Below are 21,470 nucleotides of genomic sequence, written 5' to 3'. Positions count from 1 at the left end.
CGGAACAAAAAAGGGACGGCTGGACGCCGCCCCTTTCAGACTCCGCCGCTCCCGCCGCAGGCTGCGCGACGGGAACGAACCGGCAAAAAGGCGCTGAATCGAAGCGCCATCGCCGATTACAGCGAGTAGTACATCTCGAACTCGATCGGGTGCGTCGTCATGCGGAACTTCGCCAGCTCCTGCTCCTTCAGCGCGAGGTACGCATCGATCATGCCGTCCGTGAACACGCCGCCGCGCGTCAGGAACTCGCGATCCTTGTCGAGTGCTTCGAGTGCCTGGTCGAGGCCCGCGCAGACGGTCGGGATCTTTGCATCCTCTTCCGGCGGCAGGTCGTACAGGTTCTTGTCCGCTGCTTCGCCCGGATGGATCTTGTTCTGGATCCCGTCGAGGCCGGCCATCATCAGCGCCGTGAAGCACAGGTACGGGTTCGCCATCGGATCCGGGAAGCGCGTTTCGATGCGGCGGCCCTTCGGGTTCGACACGTGCGGAATGCGGATCGATGCCGAACGGTTGCGTGCCGAGTAGGCCAGCTTGACCGGTGCCTCGAAGTGCGGGACCAGACGCTTGTACGAGTTCGTCGTCGGGTTCGTGATCGCGTTCAGCGCACGGGCGTGCTTGATGATGCCGCCGATGTAGAACAGCGCCAGTTCCGACAGGCCGGCGTAGCCGTTGCCCGCGAACAGGTTCTGGCCGTCCTTCCAGATCGACTGGTGAACGTGCATGCCCGAACCGTTGTCGCCGACGACCGGCTTCGGCATGAACGTCGCCGTCTTGCCGTACGAGTGCGCGACGTTATGGATGATGTACTTCGACCATTGCGTCCAGTCCGCACGCTGCACGAGCGTCGAGAACTTCGTGCCGATTTCGTTCTGGCCCTGGCCCGCCACTTCGTGGTGGTGCACTTCGACCGGGATGCCGAGCTGTTCGAGCAGCAGGCACATTTCCGAACGCATGTCCTGGAACGTGTCGACCGGCGCGACCGGGAAGTAGCCGCCCTTCGTGCCCGGACGGTGGCCCGTGTTGCCGCCTTCGAATTCCTTGCCCGACGACCACGGCGCTTCTTCCGAGTTGATCTTCACGAAGCAGCCCGACATGTCCGTGTTCCACTGGACCGAGTCGAAAATGAAGAATTCCGGTTCCGGACCGAAGTAGGCCGTGTCGCCGATGCCCGTGCTCTTCAGATACGCTTCGCCGCGCTTCGCGAGCGAACGCGGATCGCGCTCGTAGCCCTTGCCGTCGGCCGGCTCGACCACGTCGCAGGTCAGCACGAGGGTCGACTCTTCATAGAACGGGTCGACGAATGCGGCGCTCGGGTCCGGCATGAGCAGCATGTCCGACGCCTCGATGCCCTTCCAGCCCGCGATCGACGAACCGTCGAATGCATGACCGCTTTCGAACTTGTCTTCGTCAAACGCCGAAACCGGCACCGACACGTGCTGTTCCTTGCCGCGCGTATCCGTGAAGCGGAAATCGACAAACTTGACGTCCTCGTCCTTCACGAGCTGCATGACGTCGGCGACGGTTTTACTCATAACCTCTTCTCCTGATTGAACAATTCCGGCGGACTGGGAACCGCCTCGTTTATCGAGCTGATCGGGGTCTTGCTTTGGCGCAGCGCGCCCCGATTCGACCGAATTCTATAAAGCAGCTTCCGTGCCACCCATGCGCAAGACTGGCACGAATCGCGCCGGCGCTCGCCGCGACGGGGCTGCGCTGCGCGATTCCGGGGCCTGGCGCCGCACCGGCCATCAACCGGAAGCACCGCAATGGTGCAATCTTCGCGATGCGCCGCGCCCGTCGAATCATTCTGGTGCATGCGTGCAATTCTGCACTCTTTTGGTGAGCGCGTGTGCGGTGCGTCCACCGTGCCGCATGCGGACATCCGGGCCGCGGCGCCGCGCTAGAATGTTCGTTTGACCGATCAGGAGACTCCCACCATGAGTACGCTCGACCAGCTTTACGCGAAGGCCGACGAACGCCGCGCACAAGGCGCGCTCAACTACGCCGGCGCGCTGCTGCCGGTCGAGGCATTCGAACTGCTGCAGCTCGACCCGTCGGCGCGCCTCGTCGACGTGCGCACCCGTGCCGAACTCGACTGGATCGGCCGCCCGCTCGTCGGCGACGGCCAGTACCTGCACCTCGAATGGACGCGCTACCCGGGCGGCGTGCCGAACGCCGAATTCGTCAACGAACTGAAGGCGGCCATCGCGCCCGATACGCCCGTGCTGTTCCTGTGCCGCAGCGCCGCGCGCTCGAAGCTCGCCGCGGTCGCGTCGTCGCAGGCCGGCTTCACGAAGGCGTTCGACCTGCTCGAAGGCTTCGAGGGTGCAAAGGACGCCGAAGGCCACCGCAAGACGGTCGACGGCTGGTGCTTCCGCAAACTGCCATGGATCGGCGCCTGAAGGCGCACGCGCCCGACCGGTTGCGACAGCTTCATCGTCGAGCCGGGCGATGACATGCCGATAACGGGCCGCATTGCGCGGCCCGTCGCTTTTTGTACGCCCGCTCCCGGTCAGGCGCGCGACGTGTCGGGCTCGACGACGTCGCCGCCGAGCAGGTGCACGCCTTCGCGCAGCTTCACGAACGCGGCCGCGACCGCTTCCGGCTCCCCTTTCACGCCGAGGTCGATGTGACGGCGCGCGTAGATGCCGCCGCGCTCCGCATCGCCGACGCTCGGCAGGCTGAACACACGCACGCCCGGGAAGTCGCGCTCGATGCGCTCCATCAGCGGCGTGAGCGTCGATTCCGGCAGCTCGAACACGTACAGCGAGCGCTCCGCGTGCGGCGTCGCGTGATGCAGGTGCGCGTATTTCGTATCGAGCACCCATTCGATCATCGGCCAGGCCATCACCGGGAAGCCCGGCACGAAATGCAGATCGCCGACCGAGAAGCCGGGAATCCGGTTATAGCCGTTCGGGATGATCGTCGCGCCCACCGGGAACACACCCATGTTGAAGCGGTGCTGGTTCTCCGGCGAGTCGAAGTCGACCGGTTTGGCCGGATCGGCATGCGTTTCCCGGATCCGCTCCGAGATCAGCACCTTCGCTTCCGGATGCAGTTCGAGCGGCACGCCGAGCGCGGCGGCCGCGCACTGGCGCGTGTGGTCGTCCGGCGTCGCGCCGATGCCGCCCGTCGAGAACACGATGTCGCCCGACGCGATCGCGCGTGCGAGCGTCGCCGTGATGCGTGCCGGATCGTCGCCGACATATTCGGCCCAGTCGAGCGCGAGGCCGCGCGCGCCGAGCAGCTCGATGACCTTCGCCAGATGCTTGTCCTGCCGGCGGCCCGAAAGGATTTCGTCGCCGATGATGATGATGCCGATGCTCATGCCTGCCCCATGTCGATTGCGGTGGCGCGCGCGCTCGCGCGCAGGTCCTCCAGCGCGCGCAGGCAATAGTGCCCGAACCACAGCGCCGAGAAGACGAGGATGAAAGCGTAAACCCAGATCATGGCCGCCGCGACGAACGGGAACAGCACCATCATCCAGACCGACGATACCCATACGAAGGTCGGCACGGTGCCGAGCAGCCCGGTCGCGACGCCGATGCCGATCAGCGGCCAGCGATGCTGCCGCACGAGCGCGCGGCGCTCGTCGCGGCTCGCGTGCAGCGCGAGCGCGTCGTAGGTCATCACGCGGTAGGTGAGCCAGCCCCAGATCACCGGCGGCAGCAGCGCGAAGAACGGCGGGATCAGCCACAGCGGGATCGTGACGACGAGCACGACGACGCCGGCCAGCGCCGCCCACAGCGAATTGAACACGCTGCCGAAGAAAGTGCCGCCCCGCTTCGCCTCGAGCGCCGCGAACTGCCGGTTCGACAGGTGCTTGATCACGACCGGCATCGAAATCGTCGCGATCAGCAGCAGCACGGTCAGCACGATCAGCGGAATCGCGAGCGACACGACCACGAACGGCGCGACGACCGCATGCAGCTGCGACATGCCGATCATGTCGAACGCGCGATACAGCGCGGCCGTCAGCACGAAGCCGTCGAGCGCGCCGCGCGCGAGGTCCAGCAGCGTCTGCCACGAGAACCACAGCAGGACGCCCCACAGGACGGCGGAGACGAGAAACGGCATCAGGGTGAGCCAGAGCATGCGCGGGTGCAATGCGCTCGCCAATGCCCGGACGAAGGAACGCAGCAAATCGTTCATGCGAGCCTGTATCGACGGAGAAAAACGGGGAAAGGATAAACCACGCGGCCCGCATGCGCCAAAGCGCATGCGGGCCGCGTGGGAGAGCCGCTCAACGGGAGTGTGGCCGGATCAGGCCGACGCCGCGCCGCGCTTCGCGGGGGACAGGCGCCGGAAGATTCGCACGAACGCGAGGCCGTGCTGCGCCCAGAAGCCTTCGCCGTAGGACACGCCGTCGACCTGTTCGCGGATGCCGGTCGGTTCGACCGTGCGGTTCCACGACGCGGTGCCGAACATCATGTCCCACCACGGGAACAGCACGCCGAAGTTGCAGCCGTACTTGGTGCCTTCGTGGCCGTAGCCGACCGCGTGGTGGCGCCGATGGAAGATCGGGCTCACGAGCAGGCGCTCGCCGAGCCAGCCGAACGACAGCCGCGCATTCGTATGCTGGATGCTCTGCATGAAGTTCGTGAACGCGGTCAGCACGACGAACTGCGACGGCGTCACGCCGATCACGAGCGCGATCGCCGCGAAGAAGCACGACTGGATCACGTCGTCGAGCAGGTGGTTGCGGTCGTCGCACCACAGCGACATCTGCCGCTGGCTGTGGTGCACGGCGTGCAGCTCCCACCAGATGCCGAACTTGTGCTGCCAGCGGTGATACCAGTAGCCGGCGAAGTCGAGCACGACGAGATAGATCGCGAACGCGACGATCGGCTGCGAGGTCACGCCCGGCCACAGATAGTCGAGGTTGACGTTCGCGACGCCGTGCAGGCGCAGCCATGCCTGGAAGTTGTCGAATACCGGCTGCAGCGCGAAGAAGAAGAACAGCGTGTAGATGCCGAGCTTCGAGATCGCCGTATAGATCACGTCGACCCGCACCGCGCGGCGGTTCTTCCAGCGCTCGACCGGCAGCAGCGCCTCGAGCGGGCGCAGCAGCGCGAACATCAGCACCATCTGCAGCGCGCCGATGATCACCCAGTACAGCGCGTCGTAGGTGTCCTCGTCATAGTCCATCAGGTTGAACTTGAAGAGGAGCGGCTGCACGACGTCGACGTACAGCCAGGTCTGGATGTCCGACACGAACGCATCGATCAGGTGCAGCATCGTTCGCCCCCGCCCGTTACGCGCCGTTCGCCGCCTTCCACGGCGCGCGGTCGTAGAAGTAGATGCCGTGCGGCGAGCGGCCGACGGAGATCGTCTGCACCAGCTTGCGCGACGCCAGGTCGATGATCCCGACCTTCTTCGCGAAGCGGAACGTCACCCACAGCGTCTTCTTGTCGGCGGACAGCTCCATGTCGTCGGGGCCCGGCAGCAGGCCGGTGATGTCGCCGACGTTGGTGAGCGTGTTCTCGTCGATGATGCTGATCGTGTTCGCGACCCGGTTCGTCACCGCGACGTGCGTGCCGTCGGCGAGCGAGCGGAAGTTGTGCGCGCCCTTGCCGGTCTGGATCGTCTTCACAACCTTCTGGTTGCGCCAGTCGACGACCGCCACGTAATCGGCGCCCGTCATCCCGACGAGCAGGTACTTGTCGTCCGGCGTGAGCCACAGGCCCGCCGGCACCTTGCCGACCGGCATCTTCCACTTGACCGTCTGGGTAGCGAGGTCGACCGCCGCGATCTCGCCGGACACCTGCAGCGACACGAGCACCGTCTTGCTGTCCTTCGTAAACGCGAGGTGGCTCGGCATCACCGCGAGCGGCAGGCGCTTCGCGATCTTCAAGTCACGGCCGTCGTAGCTGTAGATGTCGAGGCGATCGAGGCGCAGCCCGGTCGACACGAACCACTTGTGATCGGGCGAGAAGCCGAGCTGGTACGGATCCTCAATGCCTTCGACCGTGCGTTGCAGCTTGCCCGTCTTCGGATCGACGAACATCAGGCTGTTCGAGACCGAATTCGCGACGATCAGCGACGAATTGTCGGGTGCCGCCATCAGGTGGTGCGGCTCCTTGCCGGTCGGCATCGTGCCGACGACCTCGCGGGTCTGCTGATCGATCAGGGAAAGCGTCGCTTCGGCCGAATTGAGGACGATCACGTTATTCGCGTGTGCGGCGGGCGCCAGTACGGCGGCGGCCAGCGCGAGCGTGCGGCCGAGGGAAAGGAAAGTGCGCATGAAGACTCACGTCGTGGAACAACCGTCATTGTAAAACGCTCAACCGGCCTCGCCGGTTGACCGAAATCGGCGTTGCGCCACTTCGACGCATGCCGCGGCGACCGGACAGGCCGGCGCGGCATGCGCAGTACGGGCGGCCGGGGCCGGCCGCCGGTGCGGGCCTGGAAAACCGATGTTGCGCTAACGCTGCATCGACTCCCAGACCTTGTGCAGACGCTTGACAGAGACCGGCATCGGCGTGCGCAGTTCCTGCGCGAACAGCGAAATTCGCAGTTCCTCGAGCAGCCAGCGGAATTCCGCGAGCCGCGGGTCGGCGACGCCGCCGCGCTGCGACACCGCGCGCAGGTACTGCTGGGCAAGCGGCAGCAGGTCGGCTGACTGCTTCGCGTCGCGCGCCGGATCGGCCTTCAGCTTGTCGATCCGCAGCGCGATGCCCTTCAGGTAGCGCGGGAAGTGCGCAAGCTGCACGTAAGGCGTATCGATCACGAAGCGCTTGCCGACCAGTGCGGCGAGCTGCTGCTGCAGATCGGCGTGGGCCTGCGCGAACGGCTTCGCCTGCGCGAGCTTCTTCACGAGACCCGCGTATTCGGCGAGGATCTGCCCGACCAGCCGCGCGATTTCCTGCGCGAGCAGGTTCAGGCGGCTGCGGCCCTCGTCGCGCCGCGCGTGGAAGCTCGCGTCGTCGTCGGGCAGCGGGTCCTGCAGGCACGCGCGGTCGAGCGCCGTGTCGATCAGCTGGTCGCGCAGCTCGTCCTGCGTGCCGAGCGACATGTACTGCATCGCCATCTCGCGCAGGCCCGGCAGGTTCTTCTCCAGGAACTTGATCGGCTCCTTCAGCTGCAGCGCGAACAGCCGCCGCAAGCCGGCCCGGTGGATGCGCGCGGCCTCCTCCGGCGAATCGAACACCTCGACGTCGCAATGCGTGCCGCGGTCGACGAGCGCCGGGTAGCCGTACAGCGTCTGGCCGCGCCGGCGGATCTCCAGCAGCTCGGGGAGCTTGCCGAAATTCCACGTCGTCAGGTTCTCGTACAGCGCCGTCGCGCCGGCTTCCGCCGGTGCCGCCGTCTGCGGCGCCGCGCCCTTGCCGGCCTTCGCGCCGCGGCCGGCGGCACCGGCCGCGGCGGCGGGCGCCGTGGCCTGGCCGGCTGCCGGACCGGCATCGGCCTCGCCGCCGGTCGAGATCGTCGACGCCGCGGCGATCTTCTGGAACTGCTGCTGCGCCTGCGCGCCGAGTTCCTGGCGAAGCTGCGCGAGATTGCGCCCCATCGCGAGCTGGCGGCCGTGCTCGTCGATCACCTTGAAGTTCATGAACAGGTGCGCGGGCAGCGTCTCGAGCTTGAAATCGGCCGTCTTCATCGCGACCTGCGTCTCGCCGCGCACGTCGGCGATCAGCGCCTCGACGAGCCCGCCCGCGCCGAAGCGCTCGCGCCCCATCCGCTCGACGAAGCCGGCCGCGTACTCGGGCAGCGGCACGCAGTGGCGGCGCAGCTTCTGCGGCAGCGACTTCAGCAGCAGCTGCACCTTTTCCTTCAGCATCCCCGGCACGAGCCACTCGCAGCGGCGCGCGTCGACCTGGTTCAGCGCGTACAGCGGCACCGCGAGCGTCACGCCGTCGCGCGGCGTGCCGGGCTCGAAGTGGTACGTGAGCGCCATCTCGACACCGGCCATCGTCGCGCGCTTCGGGAACAGCTCGGTCGTCACGCCGGCCGCCTCGTGGCGCATCAGGTCGTCGCGCGACAGGTACAGCAGCCGCAGCTTGTCCTCGGGCTGGCCGCCCTGCTTCACCTCGTCGCGATACCAGCGCTCGAACGCGACGCCGGTGTGGATCCCTTCCGGAATCGCCTGGTCGTAGAACGCGTAGATCAGCTCGTCGTCGACCAGCACGTCCTGCCGGCGCGACTTGTGCTCGAGCTGCTCGATGTCGGCGAGCAGCTTGCGGTTGTGCGCGAAGAACGCGAGCTTCGTGTCGAACTCGCCTTCGACCAGCGCGCCGCGGATGAACAGCTCGCGCGCGCGCGCCGGATCCTGTTTGCCGAACGCGACGCGCCGGCGGTGGTAGATCGGCAGCCCGTACAGCGTCGCGCGCTCGTACGCGCTGACCTGCGCCGGGCGCTTTTCCCAGTGCGGCTCCGACAGCGATTTCTTCAGCAGGTGCGCGCCGATCTTCTCGACCCATTCGGGCTCGATCTTCGCGAGGCAGCGCGCGTACAGCCGGCTCGTCTCGACGAGCTCGGCCGCCATCACCCAGCGGCCGGCCTTCTTCGCGAGCACTGAGCCCGGCCACAGGTAGAACTTGATCCCGCGCGCGCCGAGATAGTGCGGATCGTCGTCGGCCTTCAGGCCGAGGTTGCCGAGCAGGCCCGTCAACAGGGCCAGATGGACCTGTTCGTAGGTCGCCTCGACTTCGTTGAGCCGCCAGCCGTGCTCGCGCACGACGGTCAGCAACTGCGAATGGACGTCGCGCCACTCGCGCAGCCGCAGGTGCGACAGGAAGTTCTGCCGGCACGCGTCGACCAGCTGGCGGTTCGACTTCTTGTGCGCGACGGCTTCCTCGAACCAGGCCCAGATCTTCAGCCACTGCAGGAATTCGGAACGCTCGTCGGCGAACCGGCGGTGCGCCTGGTCGGCCTGCTCCTGCGCTTCGATCGGCCGGTCGCGCGGGTCCTGCACGGACAGCGCGCTCGCGATGATCAGCACCTCGCGCAGCGACTGCTGGTCGCGCGCGGCAAGAATCATCCGGCCCACGCGCGGGTCGAGCGGCAGCCGCGCGAGTTCGCGGCCGAGCGGCGTCAGCGCGTTGTCGTCGTCGACCGCGCCGAGCTCGTTGAGCAACTGGTAGCCGTCCGCGATCGCGCGGCCCGGCGGCGGTTCGAGGAACGGGAACGATTCGATCGCCGTCAGGTGCAGCGACTTCATCCGCAGGATCACCGACGCGAGCGACGAGCGCAGGATTTCCGGATCGGTGAAGCGCGCACGCGCCTGGTAGTCGCTTTCCTCGTACAAGCGGATGCAGACGCCGTCGGCCACGCGGCCGCAGCGGCCCGCGCGCTGGTTCGCGGCGGCCTGCGAGATCGACTCGACCTGCAGTTGCTCGACCTTGTTCCGGTACGAATAGCGCTTTACGCGTGCGAGACCGGTGTCGACAACGTAGCGGATGCCCGGCACCGTCAGCGACGTTTCGGCGACGTTGGTCGCGAGCACGATGCGGCGCGCGTTCGACGCCTTGAACACCTTGTCCTGGTCGGCCGCCGAGAGTCGCGCGAACAGCGGCAGGATCTCGGTGTGCGGCGGATGGTGCTTGCGCAGCGCCTCGGCCGCCTCGCGGATCTCGCGCTCGCCGGGCAGGAACACCAGCACGTCGCCGGGGCCTTCGCGACACAGCTCGTCGACCGCGTCGACGATCGCGTCCATCAGGTCGCGCTCGGCCTCGCGCGCGGTCTTCACGCGGTCGCGGCCGGCCGTGCCTTCGGCATTTTTCACGGCCGGGCGATCCTCGGCCACCGGGCGGTAGCGCATCTCGACCGGATACAGCCGCCCGCTCACCTCGATCACGGGCGCCGGGCGCTCGTCGGTGCCGAAATGGCGCGCGAAGCGATCGGCGTCGATCGTCGCGGACGTGACGATCAGCTTCAGGTCCGGCCGCCTCGGCAGGATTTCCTTCAGGTAGCCGAGCAGGAAGTCGATGTTCAGGCTGCGCTCGTGCGCCTCGTCGATGATCAGCGTGTCGTACGCTTTCAGCAGCGGGTCGGTCTGCGTCTCCGCGAGCAGGATGCCGTCCGTCATCAGCTTCACGGACGCGCCCGGCGCAAGGTTGTCGGTAAAGCGCACCTTGTAGCCGACCACCTCGCCGAACGGCGTGCCGAGCTCCTCGGCGATCCGGCGGCCGGTCGACGACGCGGCGAGCCGGCGCGGCTGCGTATGGCCGATCAGGCCCGTGCCGCCGGCGCCGAGGCCGCGGCCGAGATCGAGACAGATCTTCGGCAACTGCGTGGTCTTGCCCGAGCCGGTTTCGCCGCAGACGATGACGATCTGATGACCGGCGATCGCGCGTGCGATTTCGTCGCGCTTGCCCGACACGGGCAGGCTCTCGGGGTACTTGATCGGCGGAACGGGATTCGGTGCGACGGCGGCGCGCGGCGGACGCTCGCGGCGCGGGGTGCGTGCATCGGGTGCGTTCGTCGTGGCCGGCTGGCGCGCATCGCCGCGGCGTTCGTCGCCGCGCGGCCCGCGTGGCCCGCGTGGCGATTGGCCCGCCTGCTTTTCCTGCTGCTGGCGCGGCGCCTGGCCCTGCTGCTGGCGCGCATCGGCCGCACCATCCGGGTGCCGGGCCGACGGCGCTTTGGCCCGCGTCGGCGCGGGACTTTTAGGTACATTCGACATGGGGGCGCATTATAATCCCGCCCATGAATTCCCAAACCGACCTCCCTCCCGCCCAGACCGGCGCCGCGACGCCGCCGGCCGCAGACGATTCGGCCGTCAGCCACGCGCAGTTCGTCGACTGGATGCGCTCCGTCGCGCCCTATATCCACAAGTTCCGCAACAGCACGTTCGTCGTGGGGTTCGGCGGAGAAGTGGTGCAGCAGGGGCTGCTGAACGCGCTCGTGTCCGACATCGCGCTGCTGCAGGCGATGGGCATCCAGATCGTGCTCGTGCACGGCTCGCGCCCGCAGGTCGAGGAGCAGCTGAGCCTGCATGGTGTCGAATCCGAGTTTTCGCACGGCCTGCGCATCACCGATGCGCGCGCGCTCGAATCCGCGAAGGAAGCGGCCGGCGAAGTGCGTCTCGACATCGAGGCCGCGATCAGCCAGGGTCTGCCGAACTCGCCGATGGCGCACGCGCACATCAGCGTCGTGTCGGGCAACTTCGTGACCGCGCGGCCGGTGGGGATTCTCGACGGGGTCGATTTCGCGCATACGGGCATCGTGCGCAAGATCGACGCCGAATCGATCCGCCATTCGCTCGCGAGCCGCAAGCTCGTGCTGCTGTCGCCGCTCGGTTTCTCGCCGACCGGCGAGGCGTTCAACCTGTCGATGGAAGACGTCGCGTCGGCCGCCGCGATCGCGCTGCGCGCCGACAAGATCGTGTTCCTGACCGACGGCCCCGGCATCGTCGACGACGAAGGCGGGCTGATCCGCGAAATGTCGCTCGACGCGGCGGCCGAGCTGCTCGATTCCGGCAACATCCAGGGCGACGACGCGTTCTTCCTGAAGCACTCGATCCGCGCGTGCCGCGGCGGCGTGACGCGTGCGCACCTGATTCCGCAATCGCTCGACGGCAGCATGCTGCTCGAACTGTTCCTGCACGACGGCGTCGGCACGATGATCTCGTACGAGAACCTCGAGAGCCTGCGCGAAGCGACGCCGGACGACGTCGGCGGCATCCTGTCGCTGATCGAGCCGCTCGAGTCGGACGGCACGCTGGTGCGCCGCGGCCGCCACCAGATCGAACGCGACATCGACCACTTCTCGGTGATCGAGCACGATGGCGTGCTGTTCGGCTGCGCGGCGCTGTATCCGTACCAGCAGGAGAAGATCGGCGAGATGGCGTGCCTGACGGTCGCGCCGGAAGCGCAGGGCTCGGGCGACGGCGAGCGCCTGCTCAAGCGCATCGAGCAGCGCGCCCGCGCGCGCGGCCTCACGCACATCTTCGTGCTCACGACGCGCACCGAGCACTGGTTCCTCAAGCGCGGTTTCGTCAAGGTCAGCGTCGACGACCTGCCGGAAGACCGCCGCAAGCTCTATAACTGGCAGCGCAAGTCGCTCGTGCTGATGAAACAGCTCTGAGCGGCGCAAGACGCCCGCCCTCCCCCAGTCCGATTACAGGAGAAGTACACGATGGCCCGTATGATTCAATGCGCGAAGCTCGGCAAGGAAGCCGAAGGTCTCGATTTCCCGCCGCTGCCGGGCGAACTCGGCAAGCGCATCTATGAAAGCGTCTCGAAGGAAGCCTGGCAGGGCTGGCTCAAGCAGCAGACGATGCTGATCAACGAAAACCGCCTGAACATGGCCGACCCGCGGGCACGCCAGTACCTGATGAAGCAGACCGAGAAGTACTTCTTCGGCGACGGCGCGGACCAGGCGTCCGGCTACGTGCCGCCGACGGAAGGCTGATGACGTGATGCGTGGAATCGGCAGCCTGCCGGCCGCCTGATCCAGAGAAAACGGCACCGTGTATCGCACGGTGCCGTTTTTCATTTTGGGTCGCGCGATCGACGCGACTCAACCGGCCGGTTTCAGCGCGCCGCCGTCGCCCGGCTGCTGCGGCCCGCCGCTCGCGCTTTCTGCGCTTCCGCCTTCGGTACCCCATTCGGCCGCATCGCTGCGCTCGGCGGTCGACAGCTCGTCCGCGCGATAGCCGGTGCGGTTCAGCAGCGCCAGCATGCAGGCGAGCGACACGAGCGCGTAAAGTCCCGACGCGACCGCGACGCCGACGATGCTGCCCGTCGAATTGAGGATCGCCTGCGCGAGCACGGGCGTACCGCCGCCGACGACGAGCGCGCTCAATTGATACGCGAGCGACAGGCCCGTGTAGCGGATGTTCGCCGGAAACACGCGCGCGAGCACGCCGCCGACCGCGCCGTAGAACATCGCGGACGGAATCGTCGAGATGCACATGCCCGCGACGGCCACCCAGTACGAGCGCGTCGCGAGCGCATGGAACATCACGGGCATCAGCACGATTTCCGGAATCAGGATCCAGCACATCGCGCGGCGCATGTCGATCTTCGACACGAACCACGCGCCGACCGGCTGCATCAGGAACTGCACGACGAGCGAGATCGACAGGATGCCGAGGAACGTGCCCTGCGCGTAGCCGAGCTCCTTGGTCGCCCACGACAGCGCGAACGTGCTGCGGAAATACGTGACGTTGATCACCGGCAGCGTGCCGGCCGCGAGCAGCACGACCACCCAGTGATCGCGCACGACCTCGCGCAGCGGCAGCTTCACCGTGCGCTTGCGCGCAAGCACGCGCTGCATGTCGGCCGATTCCTCGAGCTTCAGCCGGATCACCATGCCGATGATCACGAGCACCGCCGACAGCAGGAACGGAATGCGCCAGCCCCACATCAGGAACGACGGCGTCGGCAGCGCGCTCAGCGCGAAGAACGCGGCCGTCGCGAGCAGGTTGCCGGTGGGCGAACCCTGCTGCGCGAACGCCGCGTACAGGATGCTGCGGTGCTTGGGCGCGTTCTCGCTCGCGATCAGCACCGCGCCGCCCCACTCGCCGCCGACCGCGATGCCCTGCAGCACGCGCAGCACGACGAGTCCGGCCGGCGCCCATACGCCGATCTGCGCATAACCCGGCAGCAGGCCGATGCCGGTCGTCGCGAGGCCCATCATCACCAGCGTGATCACCAGCGCGGTCTTGCGGCCGACGCGATCGCCGAGATGCCCGAACACGATCCCGCCGAGCGGCCGCGCGGCGAAGCCGGCCCAGAACGTGACGAACGCGAGCAGCGTCGCGACGCCGGGGTCCATCGTGCTCGAAAAGAACACCTTGCCGAACACGAGTGCCGCGGCCGTGCCGTAGATGTAGAAGTCGTACCACTCGATCGTGGTGCCGACGAACGCCGCGAAGGCGGCGCGCCCGGGCCGCGGCTGCGGCTGGACGGCGGGCGGGGATTGCGGACGGCTCATCGATGTCTCCAGGTTGGTGTTCGGGGGCGCGACTGCCGCGCGCCTTTCCCGGTTGGCCGGCATTGCGCCGCCGGCCGGCGGCGTTGTGTCGGTCGGGTGCACCTAGTCGGGCGCCTGGCCGGGTGCCGTTTTCAGCACGCCGGCATCGAGCAGTTGCTGTTGAAGCGCGCGATCGACGCCGAGCCGATCGAGCACCGCGCGCGTGTCGCGGCCGAGCGCGGGCGGCGGCGTTCGATAGGTGGCCGGCGTGCGCGACAGCTTCACCGGCGACGCGGTGCCGCGATACGCACCGATCTCGACGAACAGGTTCCGGTGCAGCGCATGCGGATCGTGCGCGACGTCGGCCACCGTTCGCACCGGCCCGCACGGCACGCCGGCCGCCATCAGGTCGCGCGCGAGCGGCTCGCACGCGTGCGCGGCGAGCCGTGCTTCCAGTTCGGCCTTCAGCTCGGGCCGGTGCGCGCAGCGGCTGCGGTTGTCGACGAAACGCGGATCGCCTGCGAGCGCCGGCGCGCCGAGATGCGCGACGAGCCGCGCGAACTGCCGGTCGTTGCCGACCGCGAGGAAGATCGGCACGGTCGCCGTGCAGTAGCTGTCGTACGGCGCGATGTTCGGATGCGCGTTGCCGCTGCGCGCCGGTACGCGCCCCGAACCGAAGAAGTTCGGCAGGTGCGGATGCAGCAGCGACACGCCGCAGTCGTACAGCGCGATGTCGATCGACTGCCCGCGCCCGCTCTTCTCGCGCTCCGCGAGCGCCAGCAGGATGCCCGCGAGCGCGTTGAGCCCGGTCACCATGTCGACGATCGGCAAACCGATGCGCGTCGCGTCGCCATCACACTCGCCGTTGACGCTCATCAACCCCGCCATCGCCTGGATCACCGCGTCGTAGCCGGGCAGCCCGCCGAGCGGACCGTCCGCGCCGAAGCCCGTCACCGCGCAGTGGATCAGGCGCGGGAAGCGCGGCTGCAGGTCGCGCGCATAGTCCATCCCCCAGCGCGCGAGCGTGCCGGGCTTGAAGTTCTCGACGAGCACATCGGCGTCTTCGAGCAGGCGCCACAGGATCGCGCGCCCTTCGTCGCGCGACAGGTCGAGCGCGAGCCCTTCCTTGTTGCGGTTGACGCCCATGAAGTACCACGCGGTATCGCCGAGGAACGGCGGCCCCCAGCCGCGTGTTTCGTCGCCGTCCGGCGGCTCGATCTTGACCACCGTCGCGCCGTGGTCGGCGAGCGCCTGCGTGCAGTACGGGCCGCCGAGCACGCGGCTCAGGTCGACGACCTTCAGGCCGTCCAGCGCGCCTCGCGTCGCGTTCATCGTTCGACCTCCGGCAGCAGGTCGAGCGCCGTGTCGAGCGTGATCGGCGTGCCGCGCAGCAGCGCGTCGAATGCGGCCGATTCGTCGTCGCGCGACGCCTGCGCGAACGGATCGACCGGCAGCAGCTTGTGGCGCACGATCAAGTGCGCGAGCGCGAGGCGCCGGAAATCCGGCGCGAGCCGCACGCCCTCGCAGGCCATCAGCACGGCCGCGCTCGTGTAGTACAGCGCGGATGCGGCCTGCCGCACGCGCGAATCGTCGCCTTCGGCCGCGACCCGCGCGAGCGCATCGCATGCGCGCGCGAGAACGCGCCGCAGCGCCTCGCGGCTCGCGTCGGGCAGCGGCGCCGCGCCGAGCCGGTCGCCGAGGAACGCGCGCAGTGCGTCGAGCGCGTGCTCGCGCTGCGCGGCCCGCGCGACGTCGAGCGCGACGATGTTGCTCGTGCCCTCCCAGATCGAGCCGAGATGCGCATCGCGCACGACCCGCGCATCGCTCCACTCTTCGATGTAGCCGGTGCCGCCGCGCACTTCCATCGCGTCGCCCGTCACGCGGCGCGCATCGCGGCACGCACGGAACTTGATCAGCGGCGTCAGGATCCGCACGCAGCGCGCGGCCTGCTCGTCGCCCGCATCGGCCTGCGGCAGCAGCAGCGCGATCTGCATGAACATCGCGCGCGCGGCCTCGGCCGGCAGCAGCATCTTCATCAACTGGCGCTGCATCAGCGGCATCTCGATCAGCTTGCGGCCGAACGCTTCGCGGTGCGCGGCGACGTGCAGCGCCTCGTTCAGCGCGCGCCGCATCAGCCCCGCCGCGCGCACGCCGTTCGACAACCGCGACATGTTGATCATGTCGGCCATCTGGTGGAAACCGCGGCCGATCTCGCCGATCAGGTAGGCCTGCGCGCCTTCGAGCGCGATCTCGCCGCTCGCCATCGACCGGCTGCCGAGCTTGTCCTTCAAGCGCACGATCCGGTAACGGTTGCGCGTGCCGTCCGGCAGCGTCTTCGGCAGCAGGAACAGCGCGAGGCCCTTGATACCGTCCGGCGCGCCGTCGGGCCGCGCGAGCACCATCGCGAGATCGGCATCCGCGTTCGAGCAAAACCACTTGTCGCCCGTCAGGCGCCAGACGGTCTCGCCGTGCGCGTCGGTCTCGCGCGCCGCACGCGTCGCGATGCGGCCGACGTCGGAGCCGGCCGCCTGCTCGGTCATGAACATCGCGCCCTGGTACAGCGTGTCGAAATCGCGCGACGCGAGCATCGGCAGGTAACGCGCGACGAGCGCCGGATCGCCGAAGCGGCGCAGCGTGCGCGTCAGCGAATCGGTCATGCTGACCGGGCAGCACAGCCCGAATTCCGCCTGCACGAACAGGAACGTCAGCGCGTACTTGACGAGCGGCGGCACGGATTCGGGCTGGTGGCTCAGCGACGCGAGCCCGAGCTCCGAATACGCGACGCGTTCGAGCGCGACATACGCGGGATCCTTGTCGATCCGCTGCACGGCCTCGCCGCGCCGGTTGCGGTGCTCGAGCACGGGCGGGTGCTTGTCCGCACGCGACGCCCATTCGTCGAGCTCGCCCGACACGCGCGCGCAGAGCGCACGGAGCTGCGGCTCGAGTTCGGCATAAGGCGCGTCGCCGAGATGCAGCTTCAGCAACGCGCCGAGATCGGGATCGGCGGTGAAGAAATCGATGCCCCGGCTGTCGGGGATGTTGGATGCGCCGGTATCCGGCGTGCGGGCGGTGTCGTTCATGCGTATGTCTCCTGGGTTGCCTGCACGTCGGCCGGACCTGACGCCGCGGCGCGCGGCCAGCCTTGTGCAAAGCCTTCCGCAGAGCGTAGGCGCGCGATCGATAAGCGTCCAATACAGGATTTATCCGGTACGATAGATATCGCTTATCGATGCCGACGCCGGGAGAAGACACCATGGAACTGAGGCAGTTGCGCTACTTCGTGGCGGTTGCCGAGGAGCTGCATTTCGGGCGCGCGGCGAAGCGCCTGTTCATCTCGCAGCCGGCGCTGAGTTTCGACATCCGCAAGTTCGAGGACGCGCTCGGCGTGCAGCTCTTCTCGCGCACAAACAAGACCGTCGCGCTGACCAACGCGGGCGAGGTGCTGCTCGGCGAAGCGCGCCGGCTGCTGCTGCAGGCGGCCGAGGCCGAGCGCCTGACGGTGCGCTCCGCGTCGGGCCTCGCGGGCCGACTGCGGATCGGCTTCGTCCATTCGATGCTGTATCGCGGGCTGCCCGACGCGGTGCGGCGCTTCGAGGCCGACTACCCGGGCGTCGAGGTCGTGCTGAGCGAGATGAACACGCACGCGCAAGTGCAGGCGATCCAGCGCGGCCAGATCGATCTCGGTTATGCGCACTGGGGCCACTTCCCGCCCGAGGTCGAATCGGCGCCCGTCTATGCGGAACCGTTCGTCTGCTGCCTGCCGGCCGCGCATCCGCTCGCGCGCCGCAGGCAGGTCGCGGTCGCCGCGCTCGCGGCGGAACCGTTCATCCTGTTTCCGCGCGACGCCGCGCCGCACTATCACGACCTGATCATCGCGCAGTGCGTAAACGCCGGATTCAGCCCGCTGATCCGCCACGAGGCGCGGCTGTGGCAGACGATCCTGTCGATGGTCGAGTTCGGGATGGGCATCGCGCTGGTGCCGCGCGTGCTGCAGCAGGTGAAAAGCGACCGGCTCGCGTTCCGGCCGCTGAAGGACGCGTCGCTCGAATCGCGCACGCTCGCGCTGAAGCGCAGCGGTACCGCCGAACCGGTGGCGCTGCGCTTCGCCGACTACGTACGCGCATCGATCGACGCACTGCCCGCGCTCGCGGGCTGAGCAGGAGGCCGGATTGCGCATGCTGCATGCCACATGCGGAACGCCGGTCAATCGAACGGCACCGCGCGACGGTTCGATCCTCGATCTCGTCGAGCCGTCGACGGCCGGCTGACCGATCGTTGCGCGGGCCTGAAAAAAATTTGCAGAAAGGGCTTTACGAACCCCAAAAGCTCTGACATAATTTCAGCTTCTTTGGGCGGTTAGCTCAGCGGTAGAGCACTGCCTTCACACGGCAGGGGTCACTGGTTCGATCCCAGTACCGCCCACCAAAGAATATTCCGGGGTGTTCCTGGAACATCCTGAAACCCGCTTAGCTGAAAGGCTTAGCGGGTTTTTTTATTCCCGGGAATTCCGGAAAACGCCAACGGCAGCCGGGGGTATGTGGGGGTATTTTTAGGGGTACGCGCCGCGAAATGCTGCGCCTCCGTTCGGAGATACCCCCATGCCGCTCACCGACATCGCAATAAGGAACGCTAAGGCCGGCGACAAGCCGCAGAAGCTGTTTGACGGTGGCGGTCTGTTCCTACTCGTCACGCCAACGGGACAGCGCTACTGGCGATTCAAGTACCGAATCGCCGGTAAGGAAAAGTTGCTCGCGCTTGGCGTCTATCCAGACGTATCGCTACAAGCGGCACGCAAGAAACGCGATGACTCCCGCGAGAAGCTGGCGGCAGGCATCGATCCCGGCGAAGCCAAGAAAGCGGACAAACGCGCCGCCCGCCTCGCCGCCGCGACGAGTTTCGAAGCCGTCGCGCGCGAGTGGTTCAACAAGCATTCGCCCGGATGGGCAAAAAGCCATTCGAGCAAGATCATTGCCCGCTTCGAGAACGATGTGTTCCCTTGGCTCGGGAAGCGACCTATCTCCGAAATTCAGCCGGCCGAGGTGTTCGACGTTATCCGCAGAATCGAAGCTCGCGGGACGCTCGACACGGCCCACCGGGCAAAACAGAACTGCGGCCAAGTATTCCGATATGCCGTCGCAACCGGTCGTGCAACGCGCGACGTAACAGCCGACCTTCGGGGCGCGCTTCCGCCGATTCAACAAAAGCACTTCGCGGCCATCACGGACCCCGGCAAGGTGGGCGAGTTGTTGCGCGCATTCGACGGTTTCGGCGGCACGTTTCCGGTTCAGTGCGCGCTCAAGCTCGCGCCGATGCTATTCCGTCGCCCGGGCGAGTTGCGCGCCGCCGAATGGTCGGAAATCGACTTGGACAACGCGACGTGGGAAATTGATGGCGCACGCATGAAACGCAACAAAGCGGACAAGATGGACGGTGGAGCGCATATCGTCCCGCTGCCGAATCAGGCCGTCGCCATCCTTCGCGAATTGCACGCGTTGACCGGTGGCGGACGTTATGTATTCCCCGGGGCACGCGACCGGAATCGACCAATGAGCGAGGCAACGATTAACGCCGCGCTGCGCCGGCTCGGCTACGATACGCGCACCGAAGTCACTGGCCACGGCTTTCGGGCGACGGCACGCACCATCATGGTCGAAGTGCTCGGTGTCGCGGTCGAGGTGATCGAATCACAACTATCCCATACCGTGAAAGACCCGCTCGGACGCGCGTATAACCGCACGACCTTCCTGCCTCAGCGTCGCGAAATGATGCAGAAATGGGCGGACTACCTCGACCGACTCAAGGCTGGTGCGGAAGTCATCCCTTTCAGCACGGCGACACGGTAGCCGCGAAATATTACCCCTGCCCGCGCGTCGATTTAACGAACGCCGCATAGGGATTGTCGGCCGGCACCGGTGGCGGTGCATCGATCGCTTGCCGGCCACGCGGGCTTAGGCCAAACGCATCGAGCAGACGGGCCGCTTGCGCGCGTGCGTCGCTCAGCGCGCGCAGCGCCGGATGCGCCTTGCTTCCGCCAGTTCCGGTTGCAATCGTCAACCCTTCACGGTCCAGCGTCTCGCGCAACCGCACCTCCGTTGCCAAAGTTTCGGCAAGCAGTTCGAGCGCGCGCAGGTCGGACGCGCTCAATAGACCCAAGCTCACGACGAGCGGCGCGACGCGGACCCATTCCGCAGCCGCACGCGATGACATACCTGCCGGCGGCGGCGGTGCGATGTCCAATTGCTCGGCCGCAATGCCTTTGAGGCGGTCAGCGCGCAAGGTTCCTGCGAGCGCCTTGATTGCATTCGATTTGCGCGGCATGACTTCTCCGGAAAATTTGACTTGCTACAGATGGCCGGGGGAGCCCAATAACAATTTCAAGCCTCACGCGGCAAAGTCAAGTGCAGCCGTGAAATCGACCACCTATTGTTGAACTGGGTTCGTCTGCTCGGTCGACGGTATGGCAAGGGGATCAAATGCTCCGATTTGTATGCCCGCCTTCCGAAGCATATCAAGCTTCTCTGGAATGCGTGTTCCCCAATATTCTGAATCACGCATCCACGGATGCCGTTGCGCGAAAATCTCACCCATACTCGCTAAAAGCATTTCTCGGAATCGTGTCAACTGGCCTTGACGATTACCCCACAATGCGCGTGACACTACATCATCGTCATAGCTGCGGATGCAGGCATCTACTTGCGCTAGTGTACGAAATCCCATCTCGACCAAATGGTCGGCCTCCAAGTCGTAACTGAATTTATCGTGACGAGCGTCAGAACCAAGTTTTCCGTCAAGATAAGCTTTAAGAGCATCAGGGGTAATTTCGATTTCTTCCAACTGCCCCTGCTTAACCGACTGCCGCGCGTCCTCTCTAAGCTTCTGATCGGCCTCCTGCAGAGATTCAAACTCCCTATCAGCTAGCTCAAGCATCCCTGCGAGCGCAATAAAGCGTCGCCGAATGCTATTAGGAATGACTGCTTCATTTTTGTACTGAATGTCGTGCTCCATTTCCGCCCAAGCATGTTGCAGAAGCGTACGCACCTGAATCTCAAAGACCAATCCCTTAAAGCGCGAATATTCGGAAAGTTGAATGCGCGCCTCGTTAAACGTTACCAGAAAATGGAAGCTCTGATACCCAAATTTCCCTTGACTAATGAGCACCTCAGATTTGTCCTGAAACTCAATAACATTGAACTCGCGGTTTATTACCTCTCGCACATTTGCAACAACCTTGGGAAGAAATGTGATGATTCGGACACCCGCCAGATCGGTTATCTGAGATATTGGATCTGAATATTTTGGCAAATTTGGATCCGTATCTGACGGCTTGACAGCTTTTTCAGAAAAGCTCGCAACCGTCTTCGCACGCGCCTGAATGGAGTGAACGGAAACTTGACTCACTGACAAGGCGCGCTCCAGAACACCTTTTGCCGTTCCCGCCAGATCGGAGAAGGTGCCGTGTAGGTCTCGATATTTTTCGATCGCATTCGCCTTATGCGCGTCGAAGTCAAATTGCGGCGCTTCGGCCACCGTTTGATTGGAGTTTTTTTCGTCTGCCATGCTTGCCCCGAAAGCTGAACTATTGTGCCGTTACTCAGAGTATGCCCTAAGCG

16 protein-coding genes and 1 tRNA gene are annotated in these 21,470 nt (G+C 66.3%); 6 read left to right on the top strand and 11 right to left on the bottom strand.

Going from position 1 to position 21,470, the window contains the following annotated elements; genetic code table 11:
* Nucleotides 1–116 precede the first annotated feature (116 nt).
* Entirely contained in the window at nucleotides 117–1,532 is a 1,416-nt protein-coding gene (glnA, locus tag KVT39_RS13710; RefSeq protein ID WP_034183538.1) for a type I glutamate--ammonia ligase, read from the bottom strand.
* A 405-nt stretch (nucleotides 1,533–1,937) separates the two neighbouring features.
* On the opposite strand from glnA, the gene KVT39_RS13705 reads away from it, so the two are divergent.
* Nucleotides 1,938–2,402, top strand: coding sequence for a rhodanese-like domain-containing protein (locus KVT39_RS13705; RefSeq protein ID WP_034183537.1), 465 nt, complete (start codon nucleotides 1,938–1,940; stop codon nucleotides 2,400–2,402).
* Between the two features lie 110 nt (nucleotides 2,403–2,512).
* Here KVT39_RS13705 and KVT39_RS13700 read toward each other — a convergent pair whose 3' ends face one another.
* The 5 genes from KVT39_RS13700 to hrpA form a co-directional block, all read right to left on the bottom strand.
* Nucleotides 2,513–3,328, bottom strand: coding sequence for a molybdopterin-binding protein (locus KVT39_RS13700; RefSeq protein ID WP_217589363.1), 816 nt, complete (start codon nucleotides 3,326–3,328; stop codon nucleotides 2,513–2,515).
* Complete coding sequence (locus KVT39_RS13695) at nucleotides 3,325–4,152, bottom strand: EI24 domain-containing protein (RefSeq protein WP_034183535.1); 828 nt, start codon at nucleotides 4,150–4,152, stop codon at nucleotides 3,325–3,327. Before KVT39_RS13695 ends, KVT39_RS13700 begins: the two co-directional genes overlap by 4 nt.
* A gap of 111 nt (nucleotides 4,153–4,263) precedes the next feature.
* Nucleotides 4,264–5,238: a sterol desaturase family protein gene (locus KVT39_RS13690; protein ID WP_105391895.1), complete on the bottom strand. Its 975-nt coding sequence runs from the start codon at nucleotides 5,236–5,238 to the stop codon at nucleotides 4,264–4,266.
* Nucleotides 5,239–5,254: 16 nt separating this feature from the next.
* The gene (locus tag KVT39_RS13685) at nucleotides 5,255–6,244 is read right to left on the bottom strand and encodes a beta-propeller fold lactonase family protein (RefSeq protein WP_034183533.1); all 990 of its coding nucleotides are present in this window, start codon (nucleotides 6,242–6,244) and stop codon (nucleotides 5,255–5,257) included.
* A 180-nt stretch (nucleotides 6,245–6,424) separates the two neighbouring features.
* Complete coding sequence (gene hrpA / locus KVT39_RS13680; protein WP_217589361.1) at nucleotides 6,425–10,624, bottom strand: ATP-dependent RNA helicase HrpA; 4,200 nt, start codon at nucleotides 10,622–10,624, stop codon at nucleotides 6,425–6,427.
* A 23-nt stretch (nucleotides 10,625–10,647) separates the two neighbouring features.
* Between hrpA and argA the strand changes: the two genes are divergently transcribed.
* Together argA and KVT39_RS13670 are read left to right on the top strand one after the other, a co-directional pair.
* Nucleotides 10,648–12,027, top strand: coding sequence for an amino-acid N-acetyltransferase (gene argA, locus KVT39_RS13675; RefSeq protein WP_034183531.1), 1,380 nt, complete (start codon nucleotides 10,648–10,650; stop codon nucleotides 12,025–12,027).
* Nucleotides 12,028–12,078: 51 nt separating this feature from the next.
* Nucleotides 12,079–12,354: an oxidative damage protection protein gene (locus KVT39_RS13670; RefSeq protein WP_006478357.1), complete on the top strand. Its 276-nt coding sequence runs from the start codon at nucleotides 12,079–12,081 to the stop codon at nucleotides 12,352–12,354.
* Between the two features lie 108 nt (nucleotides 12,355–12,462).
* Here the strand turns inward: KVT39_RS13670 and KVT39_RS13665 are convergent, their stop codons facing one another.
* From KVT39_RS13665 to KVT39_RS13655, 3 genes are all read right to left on the bottom strand, one after another.
* The gene (locus KVT39_RS13665; protein WP_217589359.1) at nucleotides 12,463–13,881 is read right to left on the bottom strand and encodes an MFS transporter; all 1,419 of its coding nucleotides are present in this window, start codon (nucleotides 13,879–13,881) and stop codon (nucleotides 12,463–12,465) included.
* Nucleotides 13,882–13,983: 102 nt separating this feature from the next.
* Nucleotides 13,984–15,192, bottom strand: a complete 1,209-nt coding sequence (locus tag KVT39_RS13660; protein WP_105391892.1) for a CaiB/BaiF CoA-transferase family protein — start codon at nucleotides 15,190–15,192, stop codon at nucleotides 13,984–13,986.
* Complete coding sequence (locus KVT39_RS13655; RefSeq protein ID WP_217589356.1) at nucleotides 15,189–16,940, bottom strand: acyl-CoA dehydrogenase family protein; 1,752 nt, start codon at nucleotides 16,938–16,940, stop codon at nucleotides 15,189–15,191. Before KVT39_RS13655 ends, KVT39_RS13660 begins: the two co-directional genes overlap by 4 nt.
* Nucleotides 16,941–17,113: 173 nt before the next feature.
* Between KVT39_RS13655 and KVT39_RS13650 the strand changes: the two genes are divergently transcribed.
* The 3 genes from KVT39_RS13650 (at nucleotide 17,114) to KVT39_RS13640 (ending at nucleotide 19,703) form a co-directional block, all read left to right on the top strand.
* The gene (locus tag KVT39_RS13650; protein ID WP_217589354.1) at nucleotides 17,114–18,016 is read left to right on the top strand and encodes a LysR family transcriptional regulator; all 903 of its coding nucleotides are present in this window, start codon (nucleotides 17,114–17,116) and stop codon (nucleotides 18,014–18,016) included.
* A 194-nt stretch (nucleotides 18,017–18,210) separates the two neighbouring features.
* Nucleotides 18,211–18,285, top strand: a tRNA-Val gene (locus KVT39_RS13645).
* A 173-nt stretch (nucleotides 18,286–18,458) separates the two neighbouring features.
* A complete protein-coding gene (locus KVT39_RS13640) occupies nucleotides 18,459–19,703 on the top strand; it encodes an integrase arm-type DNA-binding domain-containing protein (protein ID WP_217589352.1) in 1,245 nt (414 codons plus the stop codon).
* Nucleotides 19,704–19,713: 10 nt separating this feature from the next.
* Here the strand turns inward: KVT39_RS13640 and KVT39_RS13635 are convergent, their stop codons facing one another.
* Together KVT39_RS13635 and KVT39_RS13630 are read right to left on the bottom strand one after the other, a co-directional pair.
* Nucleotides 19,714–20,178, bottom strand: coding sequence for a phage terminase small subunit P27 family (locus tag KVT39_RS13635; protein ID WP_217589350.1), 465 nt, complete (start codon nucleotides 20,176–20,178; stop codon nucleotides 19,714–19,716).
* A 102-nt stretch (nucleotides 20,179–20,280) separates the two neighbouring features.
* Nucleotides 20,281–21,417: a GTP pyrophosphokinase family protein gene (locus tag KVT39_RS13630; protein WP_217589348.1), complete on the bottom strand. Its 1,137-nt coding sequence runs from the start codon at nucleotides 21,415–21,417 to the stop codon at nucleotides 20,281–20,283.
* Between the last annotated feature and the right edge of the window lie 53 nt (nucleotides 21,418–21,470).

It is taken from the genome of Burkholderia sp. GbtcB21, from assembly GCF_019091065.1.
GTDB classification, from domain to species: domain Bacteria; phylum Pseudomonadota; class Gammaproteobacteria; order Burkholderiales; family Burkholderiaceae; genus Burkholderia; species Burkholderia pyrrocinia_C.
This window is presented reverse-complemented; position numbering and strand designations above follow the sequence as displayed.